Origin of the sequence: Arthrobacter sp. NPDC057259, from assembly GCF_042668995.1 — a bacterium.
In the GTDB taxonomy this organism is placed as follows: Bacteria; Actinomycetota; Actinomycetes; order Actinomycetales; family Micrococcaceae; genus Arthrobacter.
Genome location: NZ_JBHUYA010000010.1, coordinates 77,316 through 92,168, shown reverse-complemented (window position 1 = coordinate 92,168; position 14,853 = coordinate 77,316). Strand labels below are relative to the sequence as shown.

General features: G+C 64.4%; 14 protein-coding genes, 1 pseudogene and 1 riboswitch. Of the genes and pseudogenes, 8 read left to right on the top strand and 7 right to left on the bottom strand.

Going from position 1 to position 14,853, the window contains the following annotated elements; genetic code table 11:
- The 4 genes from ACFUCU_RS15690 to merA form a co-directional block, all read right to left on the bottom strand.
- Positions 1-566, bottom strand: a 566-nt coding sequence (locus ACFUCU_RS15690) for a haloacid dehalogenase type II (protein ID WP_377973403.1), incomplete at its 3' end; no start/stop codon positions are given.
- Positions 567-877: 311 nt separating this feature from the next.
- On the bottom strand, positions 878-1,213 hold the full coding sequence (trxA, locus tag ACFUCU_RS15685; RefSeq protein ID WP_377973402.1) for a thioredoxin: 336 nt from the start codon (positions 1,211-1,213) through the stop codon (positions 878-880).
- Positions 1,210-2,574, bottom strand: a complete 1,365-nt coding sequence (locus ACFUCU_RS15680; protein WP_377973401.1) for a dihydrolipoyl dehydrogenase family protein — start codon at positions 2,572-2,574, stop codon at positions 1,210-1,212. Before ACFUCU_RS15680 ends, trxA begins: the two co-directional genes overlap by 4 nt.
- 46 nt (positions 2,575-2,620) lie before the next feature.
- The gene (merA, locus tag ACFUCU_RS15675) at positions 2,621-4,066 is read right to left on the bottom strand and encodes a mercury(II) reductase (RefSeq protein WP_377973400.1); all 1,446 of its coding nucleotides are present in this window, start codon (positions 4,064-4,066) and stop codon (positions 2,621-2,623) included.
- 237 nt (positions 4,067-4,303) lie between these two features.
- Between merA and ACFUCU_RS15670 the strand changes: the two genes are divergently transcribed.
- Complete coding sequence (locus ACFUCU_RS15670; RefSeq protein WP_377973399.1) at positions 4,304-4,693, top strand: heavy metal-responsive transcriptional regulator; 390 nt, start codon at positions 4,304-4,306, stop codon at positions 4,691-4,693.
- Positions 4,694-4,704: 11 nt separating this feature from the next.
- Here the strand turns inward: ACFUCU_RS15670 and ACFUCU_RS15665 are convergent, their stop codons facing one another.
- The 3 genes from ACFUCU_RS15665 to ACFUCU_RS15655 form a co-directional block, all read right to left on the bottom strand.
- On the bottom strand, positions 4,705-4,989 hold the full coding sequence (locus ACFUCU_RS15665; RefSeq protein ID WP_377973398.1) for a DUF427 domain-containing protein: 285 nt from the start codon (positions 4,987-4,989) through the stop codon (positions 4,705-4,707).
- Positions 4,990-5,234: 245 nt separating this feature from the next.
- Positions 5,235-5,765: a hypothetical protein gene (locus ACFUCU_RS15660; protein ID WP_377973397.1), complete on the bottom strand. Its 531-nt coding sequence runs from the start codon at positions 5,763-5,765 to the stop codon at positions 5,235-5,237.
- A gap of 29 nt (positions 5,766-5,794) precedes the next feature.
- Positions 5,795-7,963: a tyrosine-type recombinase/integrase gene (locus ACFUCU_RS15655; protein WP_377973396.1), complete on the bottom strand. Its 2,169-nt coding sequence runs from the start codon at positions 7,961-7,963 to the stop codon at positions 5,795-5,797.
- Positions 7,964-8,277: 314 nt separating this feature from the next.
- Between ACFUCU_RS15655 and ACFUCU_RS15650 the strand changes: the two are divergent.
- The 7 genes and pseudogenes from ACFUCU_RS15650 to ACFUCU_RS15620 all read left to right on the top strand — a co-directional run.
- Positions 8,278-8,463: pseudogene (locus ACFUCU_RS15650) on the top strand (hypothetical protein); the annotation flags it as partial.
- A 70-nt stretch (positions 8,464-8,533) separates the two neighbouring features.
- Positions 8,534-8,809 carry a hypothetical protein gene (locus ACFUCU_RS15645; RefSeq protein ID WP_377973395.1) on the top strand — a complete coding sequence of 92 codons (276 nt, stop codon included), beginning with the start codon at positions 8,534-8,536 and terminating at the stop codon, positions 8,807-8,809.
- A gap of 627 nt (positions 8,810-9,436) precedes the next feature.
- Positions 9,437-10,414, top strand: a complete 978-nt coding sequence (locus ACFUCU_RS15640; RefSeq protein WP_377973394.1) for a DUF4192 family protein — start codon at positions 9,437-9,439, stop codon at positions 10,412-10,414.
- 193 nt (positions 10,415-10,607) lie between these two features.
- Entirely contained in the window at positions 10,608-10,757 is a 150-nt protein-coding gene (locus ACFUCU_RS15635; RefSeq protein WP_377973393.1) for a hypothetical protein, read from the top strand.
- Between the two features lie 341 nt (positions 10,758-11,098).
- Positions 11,099-11,458, top strand: coding sequence for a sec-independent translocase (locus ACFUCU_RS15630; RefSeq protein WP_377973392.1), 360 nt, complete (start codon positions 11,099-11,101; stop codon positions 11,456-11,458).
- A gap of 284 nt (positions 11,459-11,742) precedes the next feature.
- On the top strand, positions 11,743-12,270 hold the full coding sequence (locus ACFUCU_RS15625) for a DUF2127 domain-containing protein (RefSeq protein WP_377973391.1): 528 nt from the start codon (positions 11,743-11,745) through the stop codon (positions 12,268-12,270).
- 407 nt (positions 12,271-12,677) lie between these two features.
- Positions 12,678-12,861: riboswitch (M-box (ykoK) riboswitch) on the top strand.
- A gap of 237 nt (positions 12,862-13,098) precedes the next feature.
- Positions 13,099-14,835 carry an ABC transporter permease gene (locus ACFUCU_RS15620; RefSeq protein WP_377973390.1) on the top strand — a complete coding sequence of 579 codons (1,737 nt, stop codon included), beginning with the start codon at positions 13,099-13,101 and terminating at the stop codon, positions 14,833-14,835.
- The last annotated feature ends 18 nt before the right edge of the window (positions 14,836-14,853 follow it).

Sequence of the window (14,853 nt, the reverse complement as noted above, 5' to 3'; positions counted from 1 at the left end):
GTGGCCAGGCCCGCGCGGGCCGCGCCGTGAATGTCCCAGGGATGGACCGCGACCAAGAGCATCTCCTCCGGCCGGGTACCGCACGCGGAGGCCGCGTACTCGTAGGAGGGCCGGCCGGGTTTCCAGGCGGAGGCTTCCTCCACCGAGAGCAGCACGTCGAAGCTGTCCCGGATTCCGGCGTCGGTGAAGAGTTTCTCTGCCACCTGAGTGGAGCCGTTGGTCAGCGTGACGAGGCGGTATCCGGCCCCGTGCAGGGCCGTGACGCCGGCGACGACATCAGGGTGCAGCGCGAGGCTGGAGAACCCGGCCATGACATGCTGCACCGCGGGCTCAATCTCCTGATTCAGGTCCATGCCGCTGAACAGGCCCCGTAGGGCTTCAGCGCCGATCCCGGCGAAGCTGCCGGTGTTTCCGGCGGCGGTGAGGGCAAAGCCGTCCCGCAACAAGGTGGCGAACCACAGCTTCGCCAGGTGCGCCGGCGCGCCAGCGTCGAGGAACCGCTGGCCCATGGGGGACATGTCCGACAGGGTTTCGTTGACGTCAAAAACAATGAGTGAGGGTTTCATGCAGGGGCTCCTTCAGTAGTACGTGCAGGGTGCGGTCGGTACCGGCCACGAGCTTCCGGACGGTACAGTCTGGTATCACCGTGGGGATTCGCCGGCCCCAAAAGCATCTCTGACCTTTTCAATCATCTGCTCAACCAGGGCGGGGGCGGCGACTGACGCGTCAGGATCAGCGGCACCACCGGAAGCCGGGGTGAAGGGGAGCCGCCCGGCGTACGGGGCGTCCGGCCCATCACATAGGCGGCGGCCGTCGGTGCGTAAAGCTGAATTGCGTCTTCGACGCTTCGTTCTCCTTCAATGATCTCCACCGAGGTTCAGTGTGAGGTTTGCAGGTACTCCGCGAATTCTTTTTCGAGGTATTGCTTGGGTCGGGCACCGATCACTGAGGATTTCAGTTCGCCGTCGTTGAACAGGTAGATGGCAGGGATGGAGGTGATGCCGTATTCCGCCGCGACTTGGGGATTTTCGTCGATGTTGACCTTCACGACGTCGACTGTTCCTGCGTGCTCGGCCGCGATCTGGTCCAGGACGGGGGAGACCATCCTGCAGGGCCCGCACCAGTCGGCCCAGAAGTCCACGATGACTGGCTTGTCTGCTTGCAGGACCTCGTGTTCGAAGGTGTTGTCGGTGACAGCTTTTGCGCTGCTCATAGCGTTTCCTTTCGGTATTTGAGGTTGTCGAGGGCCATCTGGAAGGCCTCACTGTAGCTGGGGAACTGGGCGACCTGGTCGTGAAGGACGGCAATGGGTACTTTGGCGCGGATCGCGAGGGAAGCCTGGTGGATCCATTCCCCGGCCAAGGGCGACACCGCCCAGGCCCCGATAAGGATCCCCTCGTCGGTGTCGGTGAGGAGTCCGAGATTCCCGCGTGGTTCCTGCTCGTAGGTCCAGGGGCGGGTAAGTGATTTGGCCAGGTCCAGTTCGGCGAACGCTGTTGCTCGTCCCTGCTCGTCGGCCTGGGCCTGGGTGATCCCGGCGGCCGCGATTTCCGGGTCCCCGAAAACCACCCTGGGGATGCCCTCGTAGCTGGCCGGGCGTGGCTGGCCGAGGATGGCGTCTGCCACGATGCGGCCCTGGTACTTGGCAACGTGCGTGAAGGGCATGATGCCGGTGACATCACCGATCGCCCATACATTGTTCCCGGCCCGGCAATGGTCATCGACCTGTACCGCGCCCCGGGCATCGAGGGCTACCCCTGCCGTTTCGAAGCCGAGGTCCTTGCTCCGTGGCCGGCGGCCGGTGGCGAAGATGACGACGTCGGTACTCACCGATGTGCCGTCGTCGAGCTCCAAAAAGCTGTCTGTTCCGTCCCGCCTGGCACGGACAGCCCGAACGCCAAGGCGCACCTTCACCGCGGCTTCTTGCAGGTAGAGCCCGGTCAGTTCACCAACCCGGGGTTCTTCGCGTTCCAGCAAGCCCGTGCCGCGGTGCACCAGCGTCACGTCCACGCCGAAGCGGGCCAGGAATGTGGCTGTTTCGATGCCCACCGCGCTGCCGCCAATCACCACCGCCCGCTCTGGTAATTCGGTGACGGTGAAGGTTTCCCGGTTGGTCCAGGTGGTCACGTCTTCTGCGCCTTCCAGGTCGGGGATGACTGCTTCGGAGCCGGTGGCGATGATGATGTGGTCGGCGGTGATGGTCCCGTCGCCGGTCTGTAGAGTGCCGGGGCCGGTGATCCTCGCTTCGGCTTTGATGACCGTGGCGCCCTGACCCGTGTAGCCGTCAACCTGCGCTTTGTCGTCGAGGTGGCGGATCATGTAGTCCCGGTAATCACTGGCAGTAGCCCAATCCAGCTCAGCTCCCCTGACCCCGGCCGCCCGGGCCGCCGCAGTCTTCGCTTCCGGCGGCCGGAGCAGGGTCTTGGACGGGACGCAGGCCCAGTAGGCGCATTCACCGCCAATCAGTTCGCGTTCGATCACGGCAACCTTTGTCCCAGCCTTCAGAAGCCGGCTGGCTGCCACTTCGCCCGCCGGGCCCATGCCCAGGACAGCAACATCGAAGTGTTTCTCCATCAGTTCCTGCCTTTCTCGTTGGTGTTGGCGTACCCCGGGTCCGTGGTCATGTTGCGCAGCAGGAGAGCCGGGAGATGTCGGTGGTGTAGGACTGGGCCGCGATTTTGATGCCCTCGGCCATGGTCAGGTAGGGGCTCCACAGGTTTGCGACCTGTTCAACGGTCATGCCTGCTTCCAGGATGTAGACCCCTGCGGCGGCCAGGTCCCCTGCTTCCTTGCCGACGGCGGTGAGTCCCAGGATCTTCCCGGTCCCGTTCTCCGCCACGAGCTTGATGAAGCCGCGGGTGTCCCGGTTCACCAGGGCGCGCGGAACGTACTCCAGCGGCAGGACACGGCATTCACAGCTGACGCCCGCGCCGTTGGCTTCCTTGTCGGTCAGCCCGACGGCGGCCATGGCCGGGCTGGTAAAGGCCACCCGGGGAAGGTGCCGGTAGTCGACTTCGCGGCCGGCGTCGTTGAAGGCGTTGTCCACAGCCAAGGCGCCGTGGGCGGACGCGACGTAGACGAACTCCCGGTGCCCGGTGACATCGCCTGCGGCCCAGATCCGCGGGTTAGTGCTGGCCAGGGTGTTTTGGATCAGGATTTCGCCGCGGTCCCCGGTCTTCACACCGACCGTGTCCAGGTTCAGTCCTTCGGTGACGGGGCGCCGTCCGGTGGCCATCAGCAGGTGTGCTGCATGGAATTCCTGGCGGCTGCCTGCGACGTCAGCCACCGCCGTCACACCGCCCGTGCTCTCATCGGTCGCGACCGAGGCCAGAGTGGCGCGGCGGAGGACGCGGATGCCCTCGTCGGTGAAGACGCTCATTAGTGCCAGTGAGACTTCGGGTTCCTCCGATGAGGCGAGCCGGGAGCGGACCAGCATGGTCACCTTGGAGCCCAGCCGGGCGAACAGCTGGGCCTGCTCCAGGGCCACGAAACCTCCGCCGACCACCAGCAGGGACTCCGGGACCTCCTCCAGTTCCATCGCCGTCGTCGATGTCAGGTAGCCGGTGTCCTGCAGTCCCGGCACCGGGGGAGCCCACGGCTCAGAGCCCGTCGCCACCAGGTAGTGTGCCGCGGCGACCGACTCTTGGCCGCCGCCGGCGGAGACAATGTCCAGTACCGGGTCTTCAGGCGTGCCGGCAAAGGCGGCGGTTCCCTGGCGGAGCTCCCAGCCGTAGTCCTCAATCAGGTCGGCATACTTCTCCGAGCGCATCGCTTCGACCAGGGCGCCCTTCCCACCGATCAGGCCCGGCATGTCCACCGGCCCGGCACCGGCAGCGATCCCCGGAAACCTGCCCCCGGCATCGATCGCTACGTGGCGGGCCTCGGCGGCGGCGAGCAGCGCCTTGGAAGGAACGCACCCGGTGTTCACGCAGGTCCCGCCGATGGTTGACCGCTCGACCATCAGAACACGCTTGCCCAGGTTCGTGGCACGGATGGCCGCGGCGAAGGCACCGCCACCTGAACCGATGATCGCAAGATCAAAGTCAAAGCGCTGTACGGCAGACATGGAACCTCCATTGATGGCATTGACGACGAGCCCGCGACGGGCCTGGCTCCGTTTCGGACAGGTGCTTGCATTTCCTCCTCCCACTCTCCACCTTCCCCTGTGGGGGAAGGTCAAGAAGACCACGCTTCTGGGCGCAGAAGATTCCAAGAGAGGGGGAAACCTTCACCTAAACTGGAATGTATAGATCGCCCGGGCCCTTAAAAGTGTCGTGGCCCATCATGGAAATGAGGACCACATATGCGTATCGGTGAAGTTGCCAAAACTGTGGGGATGACGCCCAAGACCCTGCGGTTCTATGAAGAGCAGGGGCTGCTCCCGCCTGCGCCACGGGGGACCAACGGCTACCGTCACTACGACGCAGACAGCCTGGACCGGCTTGATTTCATTGTCCGGGGCAGGGCGGCGGGGCTGTCCGTGAACCAGATCCGCAGCATCCTGGCAGTCCGGGAACCCGGCAGCGCCCCCTGTGCCCATGTCCGGGATATTCTGGCCGGCCAGCTGGCCGAGCTGGATTCGAGGATTGCGGAACTGACCGCACTGCGGGCAGGGGTCGCCGCCTCCTACCAGGTCGTAGCGGCCGGGGATCCGGCTGCGTGTGACCAGTCCAGGATCTGCAGCTACCTCTAATCCCCGCCGCGTCATTCCTCGATCCGCACGCCCCGCCAGAAAGCAACACGGTCCTTGATCGGCGCAGCCCGCTTTTTCGGGTCACTGTAAAACCATGCCGCATCAACGTTGACCTGGCCGTCTACCTCCAGCGTGTGATAACTGGCCCGCCCCTTCCACGGGCAGACCGAATACATGTCGCTGTCCTTCAGGTAGAGCGGATTCACTGCCTCACGCGGGAAGTAGTGATTGCCTTCAACCACGACAGTGTCCTCCGACTCGGCAATGACTTTCCCATTCCAGATTGCCCTGACCATGTCCTTACCTCTCACCGTTCCTTTAAAGCGGATGTACCGGACAATGCCCCCTACCAACACGGGCCAATGATGTTGCTCCGGTAGCGGCAACGATAGGCGGACCCTGCCACCTTTTCTGCGATCTGGAACACACACCCATCGGGATCGGTGGTGACTGTCCGGGGCACCGAAAGCCTGGAATGCGTCTGGTCCGGCTGACAACAAGTGTTACAGCCCCGAAGTTCTTCGCCGGAACTCACCGGGAATTAGGAGCGGCCCCGTGCTGGGCGGTTTATTTCGGCCAGTAGGGATCGGTTGACGCTGTGGGCTGCGTCCAGGTCGGAGGCAAGCCCTTCTGCTTTCTGTTTCAGTTGCCGGAGCTCTTGGCTCGCGTCGCTGGCGTGCCGGGTAAGAATGGCGTTTTGGTCTATCAGTTCCTGGACTTTGACGGATTGGGAGTGGGCGTCCGTGCCGTCGATCTGGTCCCCAAGCAGTTCGGAGATGCGGAGCTGATGCCGCTGTAGTTCATGGCGGAGCCGTTGGTTCTCCTTGCGCAGAAGGTCGCGTTCGACAAGGAGCGAGCCGGTGGCTGGGTTTGGTGTCCGTGCAGTTGTCGGTGGCCTGTGCTTTTTTAGGTGCGCGAGGAGGGGTGGTTGGCGGACGAGCCAGGGGCTGACGCCGGCACGGCGCGCAACATCTGCGACGGTGATAGGAGTGTTTGTCCCTGTCATCGCATCGATGGTGGCCAGGACTGCCTGTCTTTTGATTTTGCTGTCTTTCTTTCGTTGCTGCACCATTGCAGCCGTTTTCGAGCCTGAGTGGGTTCTCATCCTTCATCCTCGACTGTGCGGGTCTTGATTTTGAGGCTTCCGACCGGGATGAAGGGTTTCTCGACAGCGGCCGGGACGCTGGCACGGAGCCGGCGCAGTACGGCGGAGGCTTCCGCGAGGGACTCCCTTTCGCTGTGGGGCAGATCAGCGAGCCGTGTTTCCTGCGCGGCGATGAGAGCGGTGAACGCCTCGATTTCGTTTCGGGTGTCGGTGATGAGTGAGGGCCGAAGGTTCTGCGCGATCTGCCAGGCGAGGTCTTCTTTCATCCGTTCCAGATGCGCCTTGAGGTCTGGGAGGTGGGAAGGGTCGGATCTGAAGAATGTGCAGCCGCCGCATTGGAAACGTGCGGGGCATGCTTTGCCCGCTGCTTTGATGTTGGTCGGTTCGGTGCAGTTGCCGAATGGAACGGCGACCGCCGCCATGGAGTAAAGGTCTTCGGCGACGGGGGAGTGGGCGCCCTGGGCGTCGAAGGAGAGCCTTTTGACGGAGTCGATGGCTTTGCGTTTTCGTGCGTTGCTCACCGTGTAGTACTGCGCTGTGGTGTCGGCGGACCGGTGGTCCATGAGGCGGCGGAGGGTTTCCTGGGGGACTCCCGCGTCGGCCAGTCGTTGGCAGTAGGAGTGGCGGAACGCGTACGCGAAAACGCTCGTCTTGCAGAACGGTGCTCCTGCTCCGGGCCCCTCCGCAGGGCCGGGCAGGTCGGGAAGGTCGAGGTCGATCCAGTTCCGGAGCCGTTTGTTGAACCACGTTGTCTTGAGGTGTTTGTCCCGGGCCCTGGGACGGAAAGTGGGAAAAAGCCAATCCTGCTGCCCGGCGGGCATCGCCGTGATGTGTTGGTCCCGGACGCTAAACCATGTCTCCAGGGCTTGTGCGGTTTCTGCCCAGATGGGCAGGCGCCTGCCTCTGCGTCTTCCTTTGCCGTTGTGCCAGAGCAGGGTGGCTTGGCCGGTGTTGTCGTAGCTGAGGCAGTCACGGCGGAGGCTGGCGGTTTCGCTGGGTCGGCGTCCGGCGTCGCGCAGGAGGGTCATGTAGCAGGTGAACGCTGCTTTGTAGACGTCATTGGGGGCAGCGGCTGATGCGGGGTTGGAGACCCGTGCAGTGGGCAACTGCTCGAAGAGGTACTCGATGACAAGTTCGGGAACTGCCCGTCCGGTCTCATCGTCTTCGTCTGCCCGCGGGTTGTCTTCGAGGGGGATCTGCAGGTCGTAGTCCAGAGCGAACGAGAGAGTGGTGTTTTCGAACAGGTCCGAGTTTTTTCGGGCGTAGTCGATCATGCCGGCCAGCGTCGATCCAAGGAGCCGTTTGTAGCTGTTGGACAGGGGTTGCCCGTCGAGCCGGGGCAGGCCTGCCAGAGCCTGTGCCAGGACCTTGCCGTGTTGCCGGGTGAGTTTGGACGCGTTCGTGGGCGAGGGGAGGTTCCGGGCCGCGCACTGGACGACAAAGTCCGTGCAAAGCCGTGCGACGTGAGTGATGAGGGTAGTCGCGGAAGTCTCCGTGGTGGATCGCTCCAAGATCCACAGCTTGGCCATTTGCCGGGCCCACTCCAGAGGTATCGGCCGGAAGTCCAGGGCTGCTAGGGAGCGGGCCGACCCGGATCGGTTGGATGACGTCGTCAGCAGACCGAACGGGATGAGGTCTGACCGGAGAAGATCACCGTTGGTGGACCACGGGACGTAGCGTTCGAGTAATCGCGCCCGCACCACACGGAACATCGACCAGGCATTTACCGAGCGCATGACCTTGCTCTCGGACAGTGCCCGGGTCTCGGCGTTGAGGAAGGATTTCGTGGCCTGCGGGAAGTCCATGGCCGAACGGATGAGGGCCCGGGTCGTGACGATATTGATAGGGAAGCCAATGCGGTCCTGGTGCTGAAGGGCCCACAGCAGTTCGGTGGCCAAGCCCGGGTGCCGGCGGCGCAATGCAGCGAGGTTCAGTTCGTATCCGCCTGTTGCTGCGGCAGGGGCGTGGATTTCCCGGTAACCGTCGGGTTCCAGTGAGACGACAGCTTCCCGCTCGAGGTGCAAAGCCAGCTCGCCCTGGGTGGCGATCAGCTTTGAATGGCGCCGGCAGAGTCCGATCCAGTTGGCGGGGTGCCGTTTGTAGCCGCACCATGGGACGGCGCAGTATTCCGGCGGTTTGACCGGCTTGGCTTCCTGGGCGGCCACCCACGTTGCAATGTCTGGAACTGTCCTGATGGGATGGTGGCCCAGGCATAGGGGAGGCAGTCGGTCCTTTTTCTGGTGCCATCGTCGTGGGTTTCCGTCGGTGGCGGCCATCAGGGGCACGCCCAGGCCTTTACTGCGGTTTGTGCAGTTTGCCACTGAGCACAGGATCGGGATGATGTGGGATACCCAGTTCGTCCTCTGTAGCTCGGCTGCCCGGTTGATCCAGTCTTCGGCTCTCATGGCGCCCATGCGTTTGGTGTGCCGGATGTAGCGGCCCGTGCAGATGTTGCAGAGCCCGCTGCGGCGGGTGAACGACCTACTGCGAGGGCGACGTGACCTGCACCTACTACCGGACCAAAGCCCGCCAGTGGGACGCGATCACCGAGCAGGCGTTCTACCACTGGAAGAACGGTCAGGCCCACGGTCCCGACGACCTGCCCGAAGCCGCCGCGGAACTCCCGTCCCGCTACCGGATGCCCTTCCGGCCCAACGCCGCCTAACCACCACCCACGCCCCTGCCGGGCGGACACCGCCCGGCAGGCCCCTAAACCCTCCAAGGAGCCAAGAACCATGACCACCGGCAACAGCATCGCCGAAAACCCGGCCCAGACCGTGGTGTTCCTCGAAACTCTGGCCGCCATCGTGCAGAAGTCCCCCGTGGCCTACAGCGCCGACGCGGCCGCCGACCTCGCCGCCCACATCCGAGGCATGGCCGAAACCGTGACCACCGAAGCCCGCGTAGACCCGGGAACCCTGGACACGACCCGTCAGTACGCCGCGCTGGACTGGCACAACGAAATCGTGGCTGTCCTCTTCGCCGCCGAACACCGGCCCGGACTCCACTAACCACAGCACGACGGGCCGGGACCCACCACTAGGTCCCGGCCCGCCCCAGGGGTCGGGCGGTCCGCCCCAGGGGTCGGGCGGTCCGCCGCACGTGGCCGGGGAACGTCGCTGGTCACCGGCGGCGGACCGCCATTCACGGCCACTTCCCGGCCCTGATCCCGCATCGCCCCCGGCCCGCCAGGGCAGGTGGCCGGCAACGCAGGGGAGTGGTGCAACAGGCCGTTGCACGAAGAGCATGCTCGCAGGGCTCGCACCCAATCGGTCGTCCGCTGGCGCGGCCGGCTGTTGGGTCCAGTGCCTCCGTCGCAGAGCTCCGGCTGCCCTGGCCCTTTTCTGACGTCTTCGACGTTTTTTGGCTGCTGTCCTTCGGATCGTACGTGCCCGCTCCAGCCCGTCTAGCCCCTGTCGTTCCTCCAGGGGCCTGCGGTGCAGGAATTTCCCTGCGGCGCTCCTTCGTCGCTTATTCCCTCCGGGAATTTCCTGCCCCTTGCCTTCGGTAGACAGGCCTCCGTCGGGCACAGCTCCGCAAGCTCCGCCAGCAGCCAAAAAACAACGGGGGGAGAGGGGAGCTGGCCGGTCACCTGAGCCGCCCCACCCACCGGAATCCTCTGCAAAAGGAGCAACACCATGAACGAGAAGCTGAACCTCAAAAGCCCCGCCGACCTGATCGCCGCCGTCCCGCACCTGCTGGGCACCACGCCCACAGAGTCCTTCGTCGTCCTCACAGCAAGGGCGGGCGCACTGGGCGCGACCCTGCGGGTAGACGCCCCGGAGCACGCCGAACCCGCACCCTACGCGCAGACCCTGACCAGCCACGCGGCCAACGACGAGGAAGCCACCGCGTCCTACGTCATCGTCTACACCGACGAAGACCCGGAGGGCTACCCCTACGCCGCGCACGTCGCGGCCCTGGTCAACGAACTCGCAGCGGCCCGGATGCCCGTGCGGAACGTCTGGCTGGTCACCTCCACCCACTGGGCCGAATTCGGCACCGACGAGAACCACCCGCTGGACGAGATCACCGACAGCCAAGCCAACGCCGCCCTCACCTACTTGGGCAGCGCCACCGACGTCGACGTCTACAACCCCGCCCTGCTGGGAACCTGGGCGCTGCGCGTCGAAGCACCCGAAGGCACCGAGGCTCAGACCGAGGCAGCGTGCGAGGCGTGGGCAGTGCTGCTGGATGGCACCGCGACCCCGGACGGGCAAAGCGCCCGGGACCTCGCGGCCGCGTTCCAGAACAAGTTCATCCGAGACTTCATGTTCCGGGAGACCATCACCACCCACAACGGCAGCTTCGCCGACGTGATGCTCGGTAAATTAACCGGCCGCCCGGACTGGGACCGCATCGACCGCGCCGAAGCGATGGCCTTCGAACTGATGAAAGCCGTCCCCACCGGCCAACGCGCACCCATGCTGACCCTGATGGGCTGGCTCGAATGGCTCAAAGGCAACGCCACCGGCGCCACCCGCTACCTCAAGCACGCCGCCAACGACGTCCCCGGCTTCCGGCTCGCGGTCCTCATGCAGGAACTGATCAACCGCGGCACCATCGCCGAAGTCGCCCGGAACGTCGAAACCGCCTACAAGCGCCGCATGATCTAGGCGCGAAACAAGGACGGCCCGGGGATCGAATGACCCGGGCCGTCCTTTTGCGGTGGCGGGGCGGCCTCCCCCGCTGGCGCTCCTCCGGCCGCCCAGACGCTCGCGCGGGCGCAGCCAGCGGATCCAGGAATCAGACAGAGATCCCGGCTAGAGTGGAGGAACGAACACGGCACCAACGCAGGGGAGCGCCACCATGAGCCATGAATTCACCATGACCGAGGACGACGCCCGGTCCGCCCGCCCCAGCCTGGCTGAGGACATCATTGAGCTCAGCCTGCTCACCGCCGGCCAAAAGATCGGCCCGGTCGATACCGAATGGGCCCAGGAACACCACAACTTCTAACGACCAGGCAGCGAGACGCTGCCCCACAGATTTCCTTTGCAGAGGGAAAACAGAAGGCGCCGGCACGAGCAATCGTGCCGGCGCCTTCGCTTTTAAAATCCTCGCGCCCGCAACGCCCACCGCGCCGCGGCCACCGCGCCATTCAGGTCGGCCACGAACAGGTCGCCGGCCACGGACCGACCCGTACCAGGATCAACTGCAACGAGGCTCAGCGATTCTGGAAAAGCCAGGCTGAACACCCACTGCCGGCGCAATAGCCACCGCTGCCGAGCTGGCGCTCGGGCGGGTGCTGCTTCGTATCCCGGGCTGCACGCGCCGCGTCGGCACTTTACGATTAAGACATGTTCGGTATCGGTGCAGAGAAGTTCTTCGTTCTGCTCATCATCGGGATCTTCGTGCTGGGGCCTGAACGGATTCCACAGTACGCTGCGCAGCTTGGCCGGCTCGTCCGGGAAGTACGCCGAATGGCCTCGGGGGCCCAGGAGCAGCTCCGCCAGGAACTCGGGGACGACTTTGATGACATGAAGTGGGGAGCGCTGGACCCCCGGCAGTACGACCCTCGCCGCATCATCCGCGAAGCCCTCGCCGAGAACCCTGCACCTGAGGCTCCGTCAGCCTCGGCAGGAACAGCGATGCCCCGCCGGGCCGCGGAACGGGTTGCCGCGGGACATGCGGCTCCTTTCGATTCTGAATCGACTTGACCCCTCGACAACTACTGTCGCCCAACAGCCGGGAGGGTGCGTGGGCAACGATATGGGCGGCTCGGCCGCAAGAGTCAGCAAAAGCCCTCGCTGACGTGACCCGGTGGCCAATTCGGGACCGGGAACGACCTCAGAGTGGTGCCCGAACGCCATGGCTGCAATGCTTTTGCGCACACTTTTAAGCCCGAGCGTCTGGACAGTGCGTACCGCCATAGGACTACGATGCTAAGCATGCTTAGGTTTACTTTTCGCCTCGGTGACTTTTCCGGACTAGGCGGAGCGTAGTGGCAGGCCGCACCTCCGGAGACGCGCTCCTGGACCGGACGTTCCGGATCAGCCTGACGCTGAAGGGGCTCGACGGTGTCCTCGAGCTCATCGGCGGCGTTCTACTGTTGCTCGTTTCCCCCTCACAAATAGGGGACGTGGCGCGCTTTGTCACCCAGCACGAACTGGCTCAGGACCCTGGCGACCCACTCGCCAATGCTGTCCTGCACGCCGCTTCTGCAGCTTCGCTGTCTGCGTCCGTCTTCGGCGCGATCTATCTGCTGCTCCATGGACTGGTGAAAATAGTTCTGGTCTGGGCGGTACTGAAAGACAGACTCTGGGCTTATCCGTGGATGATCGGCTTCCTGCTCGTTTTCATCTTCTATCAGCTCTACCGGATCGTCGTTGCCTTCTCCTGGGGCATGGTCCTACTCACTGTCTTTGACGTCTTCATCGTGTGGATCACCGCACGGGAATACCGCCGACAGCGGCTGCGGCACATGCACCGCCAAAACGACGAGAAGAATCCGGCTGCGAGCCATCCCTGACGGGTACAGGTGAAGGACCCAACGCTAAGGACGTAAAACACTCTCTGAAGCACAGCACCGGCAAGTTCGTGTCCGGGAACATGTGCCTGATCCTGCTCTGTCGTCCCCGTCATGCCTGCCGGCCGGCTCAGCACATCCCACTCCGTACCGGGACGAATCGGCGCAGTTCTGCCCGGGGTTGGTACTGCAAGGTGCCGGCCCCTTTTGTTCCCGAAGATTGGTCCACGCGAATCGCCGCTTAACGGCGGGCGGAAACTATCGATTGGATCATCGAGCGCCTCGAAAACGAGCCTTGTTGGGACACTGACGTCCGTGTTCGGCCGTCGTGGTGGGTGGCGTTAAGGTTCCGTTAAGGACCCCCGGCGGAGTTGGTCCGGCCTGTTGGTGGGGGATAAGGTCAGGGCGTCGCAACACCTTGTTCGGTGAGGCTTCTGCATGGACACAGGCTACTGACCCTTCCTGTCGAAAGACACCCCCGGTCAGGACAGGTCTCCCCGGATTAAGGGGTGACCCCAAGTGGCTTCCCGCCGGCGCTGTGCCGGGGACGGGATTACGCCGTGCAGTGCCAAAGCTCTGACGAGGAGGTGTTTGAAGTCTCCGGCCCAGTCTGCCGGGAGACTTTGCTCCCGTTGCGCCGTGAACGGTGACTGATGGTTGTCTGCGGCCGGTGCCGCAGATCGAGCGGGAGGAGGTGAGGGTGTGAAACCCGGGCCCCATAGATGCGTTTCTCTCCTACCCTTTTTCTTCTGTTCCCGCCGTCGGATGACGTTGCCCTGCCTGAACAGGTGACCTGCGCTTCCGCCGGCCTGTGTATGCGCGGAGTTCGTCATGTCCTCATTTCGTTCTTTTCCCGGCGCCGGTGTCCTGCGCCGGCCGGCCCTTCGCTGGGTTGACCTGCTCGTCGGCGCTGCGGTGCTGGCGCTGTTGTTCGTTCTGGTAAGGCTGAGCCCATCGCTGAACGCCCCGTTCGAGCTCGGATCGGCCCCCACGGAGGTTTCGACCGACCCGGCCGAGCTGCCCTATTACGCGGCCCGGTCCCTGCTGCGGATGTTCATCGCGCTGGGGGCGAGTGTTTTGTTCACCTTCGTTTATGCGACCGCCGCGGCGCGGATCCCACGGGCGGAGAAGGTCCTGCTGCCGGTTCTGGACATCCTGCAGTCCGTTCCAATTCTGGGCTTCCTTTCGGTGACCGTCACAGGGTTCATCGCCCTTTTCCCGCACTCCATGCTCGGCCTCGAATGCGCCTCGATCTTCGCGATCTTCACATCCCAGGCCTGGAACATGGCTTTCGCGTTCTACTACGCCCTGGTCAGCCAGCCCCGGGAACTGGACGAAGCTGCCCGGTTGATGCGGTTGACGAAGTGGCAACGGTTCTGGAAGCTGGACGTGCCGGCCGGCATGATCCCGCTGGTGTGGAACGGGATGATGAGCTTCGGCGGCGGCTGGTTCTTCCTCGCAGCATCGGAGGCCATCTCGGTCAACAACCAGGCCTACGCCCTGCCCGGCGTCGGCGCATACGTTGCCGCCGCGGTTGAACAGGGCCAGCTGGACCGGGTCTGGTGGGCCATCGTGTCCATGGCCGTGATGGTACTGGGAACAAATTTCCTGTTTTGGCGCCCCCTGGTGGCGTGGTCGGAGAAGTTCCGGCAGGAAGAGACCTCCGCCGCTGAGAAACCGCGAAGCCTCGTTCTGGAGACCCTGCGCCGTTCCGTCCTCCCGCACGCCTTCGCCCGCGCTGCAGGACCCATAGGGCGGGCCCTGGACGCCCTGACACGTCCGTTCGGGCTGGCCGAACACCCCTTGCACACCCCGGTGCTGGTCCGCCGTGGAACCGATGTGCTCGTCACGGCTGCCATCGGCGTGGTGGTGCTCTTCGGGGCCTGGCACGCCTTCGTATTCATTCAGGACAGCACCGGCCTGGGAGCGTTCGGTGATGCGTTCGCCCTCGGCGGCGTGACCTTCGCCCGGGTCGTCGTGATTCTGGTCGCCGCGACCCTGATTTGGGTACCGGTCGGGGTCTGGATCGGGATGAACCCCCGCATCAGCCGCCTGGCACAGCCCCTCGTGCAGCTGCTGGCCAGCTTCCCTGCGAACTTCCTCTTCCCCTTCATCATCGCGTTCTTCATCGCCGGCCATATCACCCTCGATCTTGGCGGGATCGTGCTGATGTCCCTGGGAGCCCAGTGGTACATCCTTTTCAACGTCATCGCAGGGGCCAGCGCGATCCCGACCGACCTGCGCCAGGCAATGAACAGCTTCGGCGTGCCCCGCGGGCTGCGGTGGCGCCGGCTGATACTGCCAGCCATCTTCCCGTCCTATGTCACCGGTGGGATCACCGCCGCCGGAGGCGCCTGGAACGCCTCGATCGTCGCTGAAATCGTCACCTACAACCACCAGACCCTCACCGCGACAGGACTCGGCTCCTACATCGCGGACGCCACCGGAACCGGAGACATGGCCAAGGTCCTGGTCGGGGTCATCGTAATGTCCGTCTACGTCGTGGGACTGAACCGCCTGTTTTGGCGGCGCCTGTACCGGCTGGCCGAAACCCGCTTCTCCCTCTGACACCCCGGCCCCGCTTCC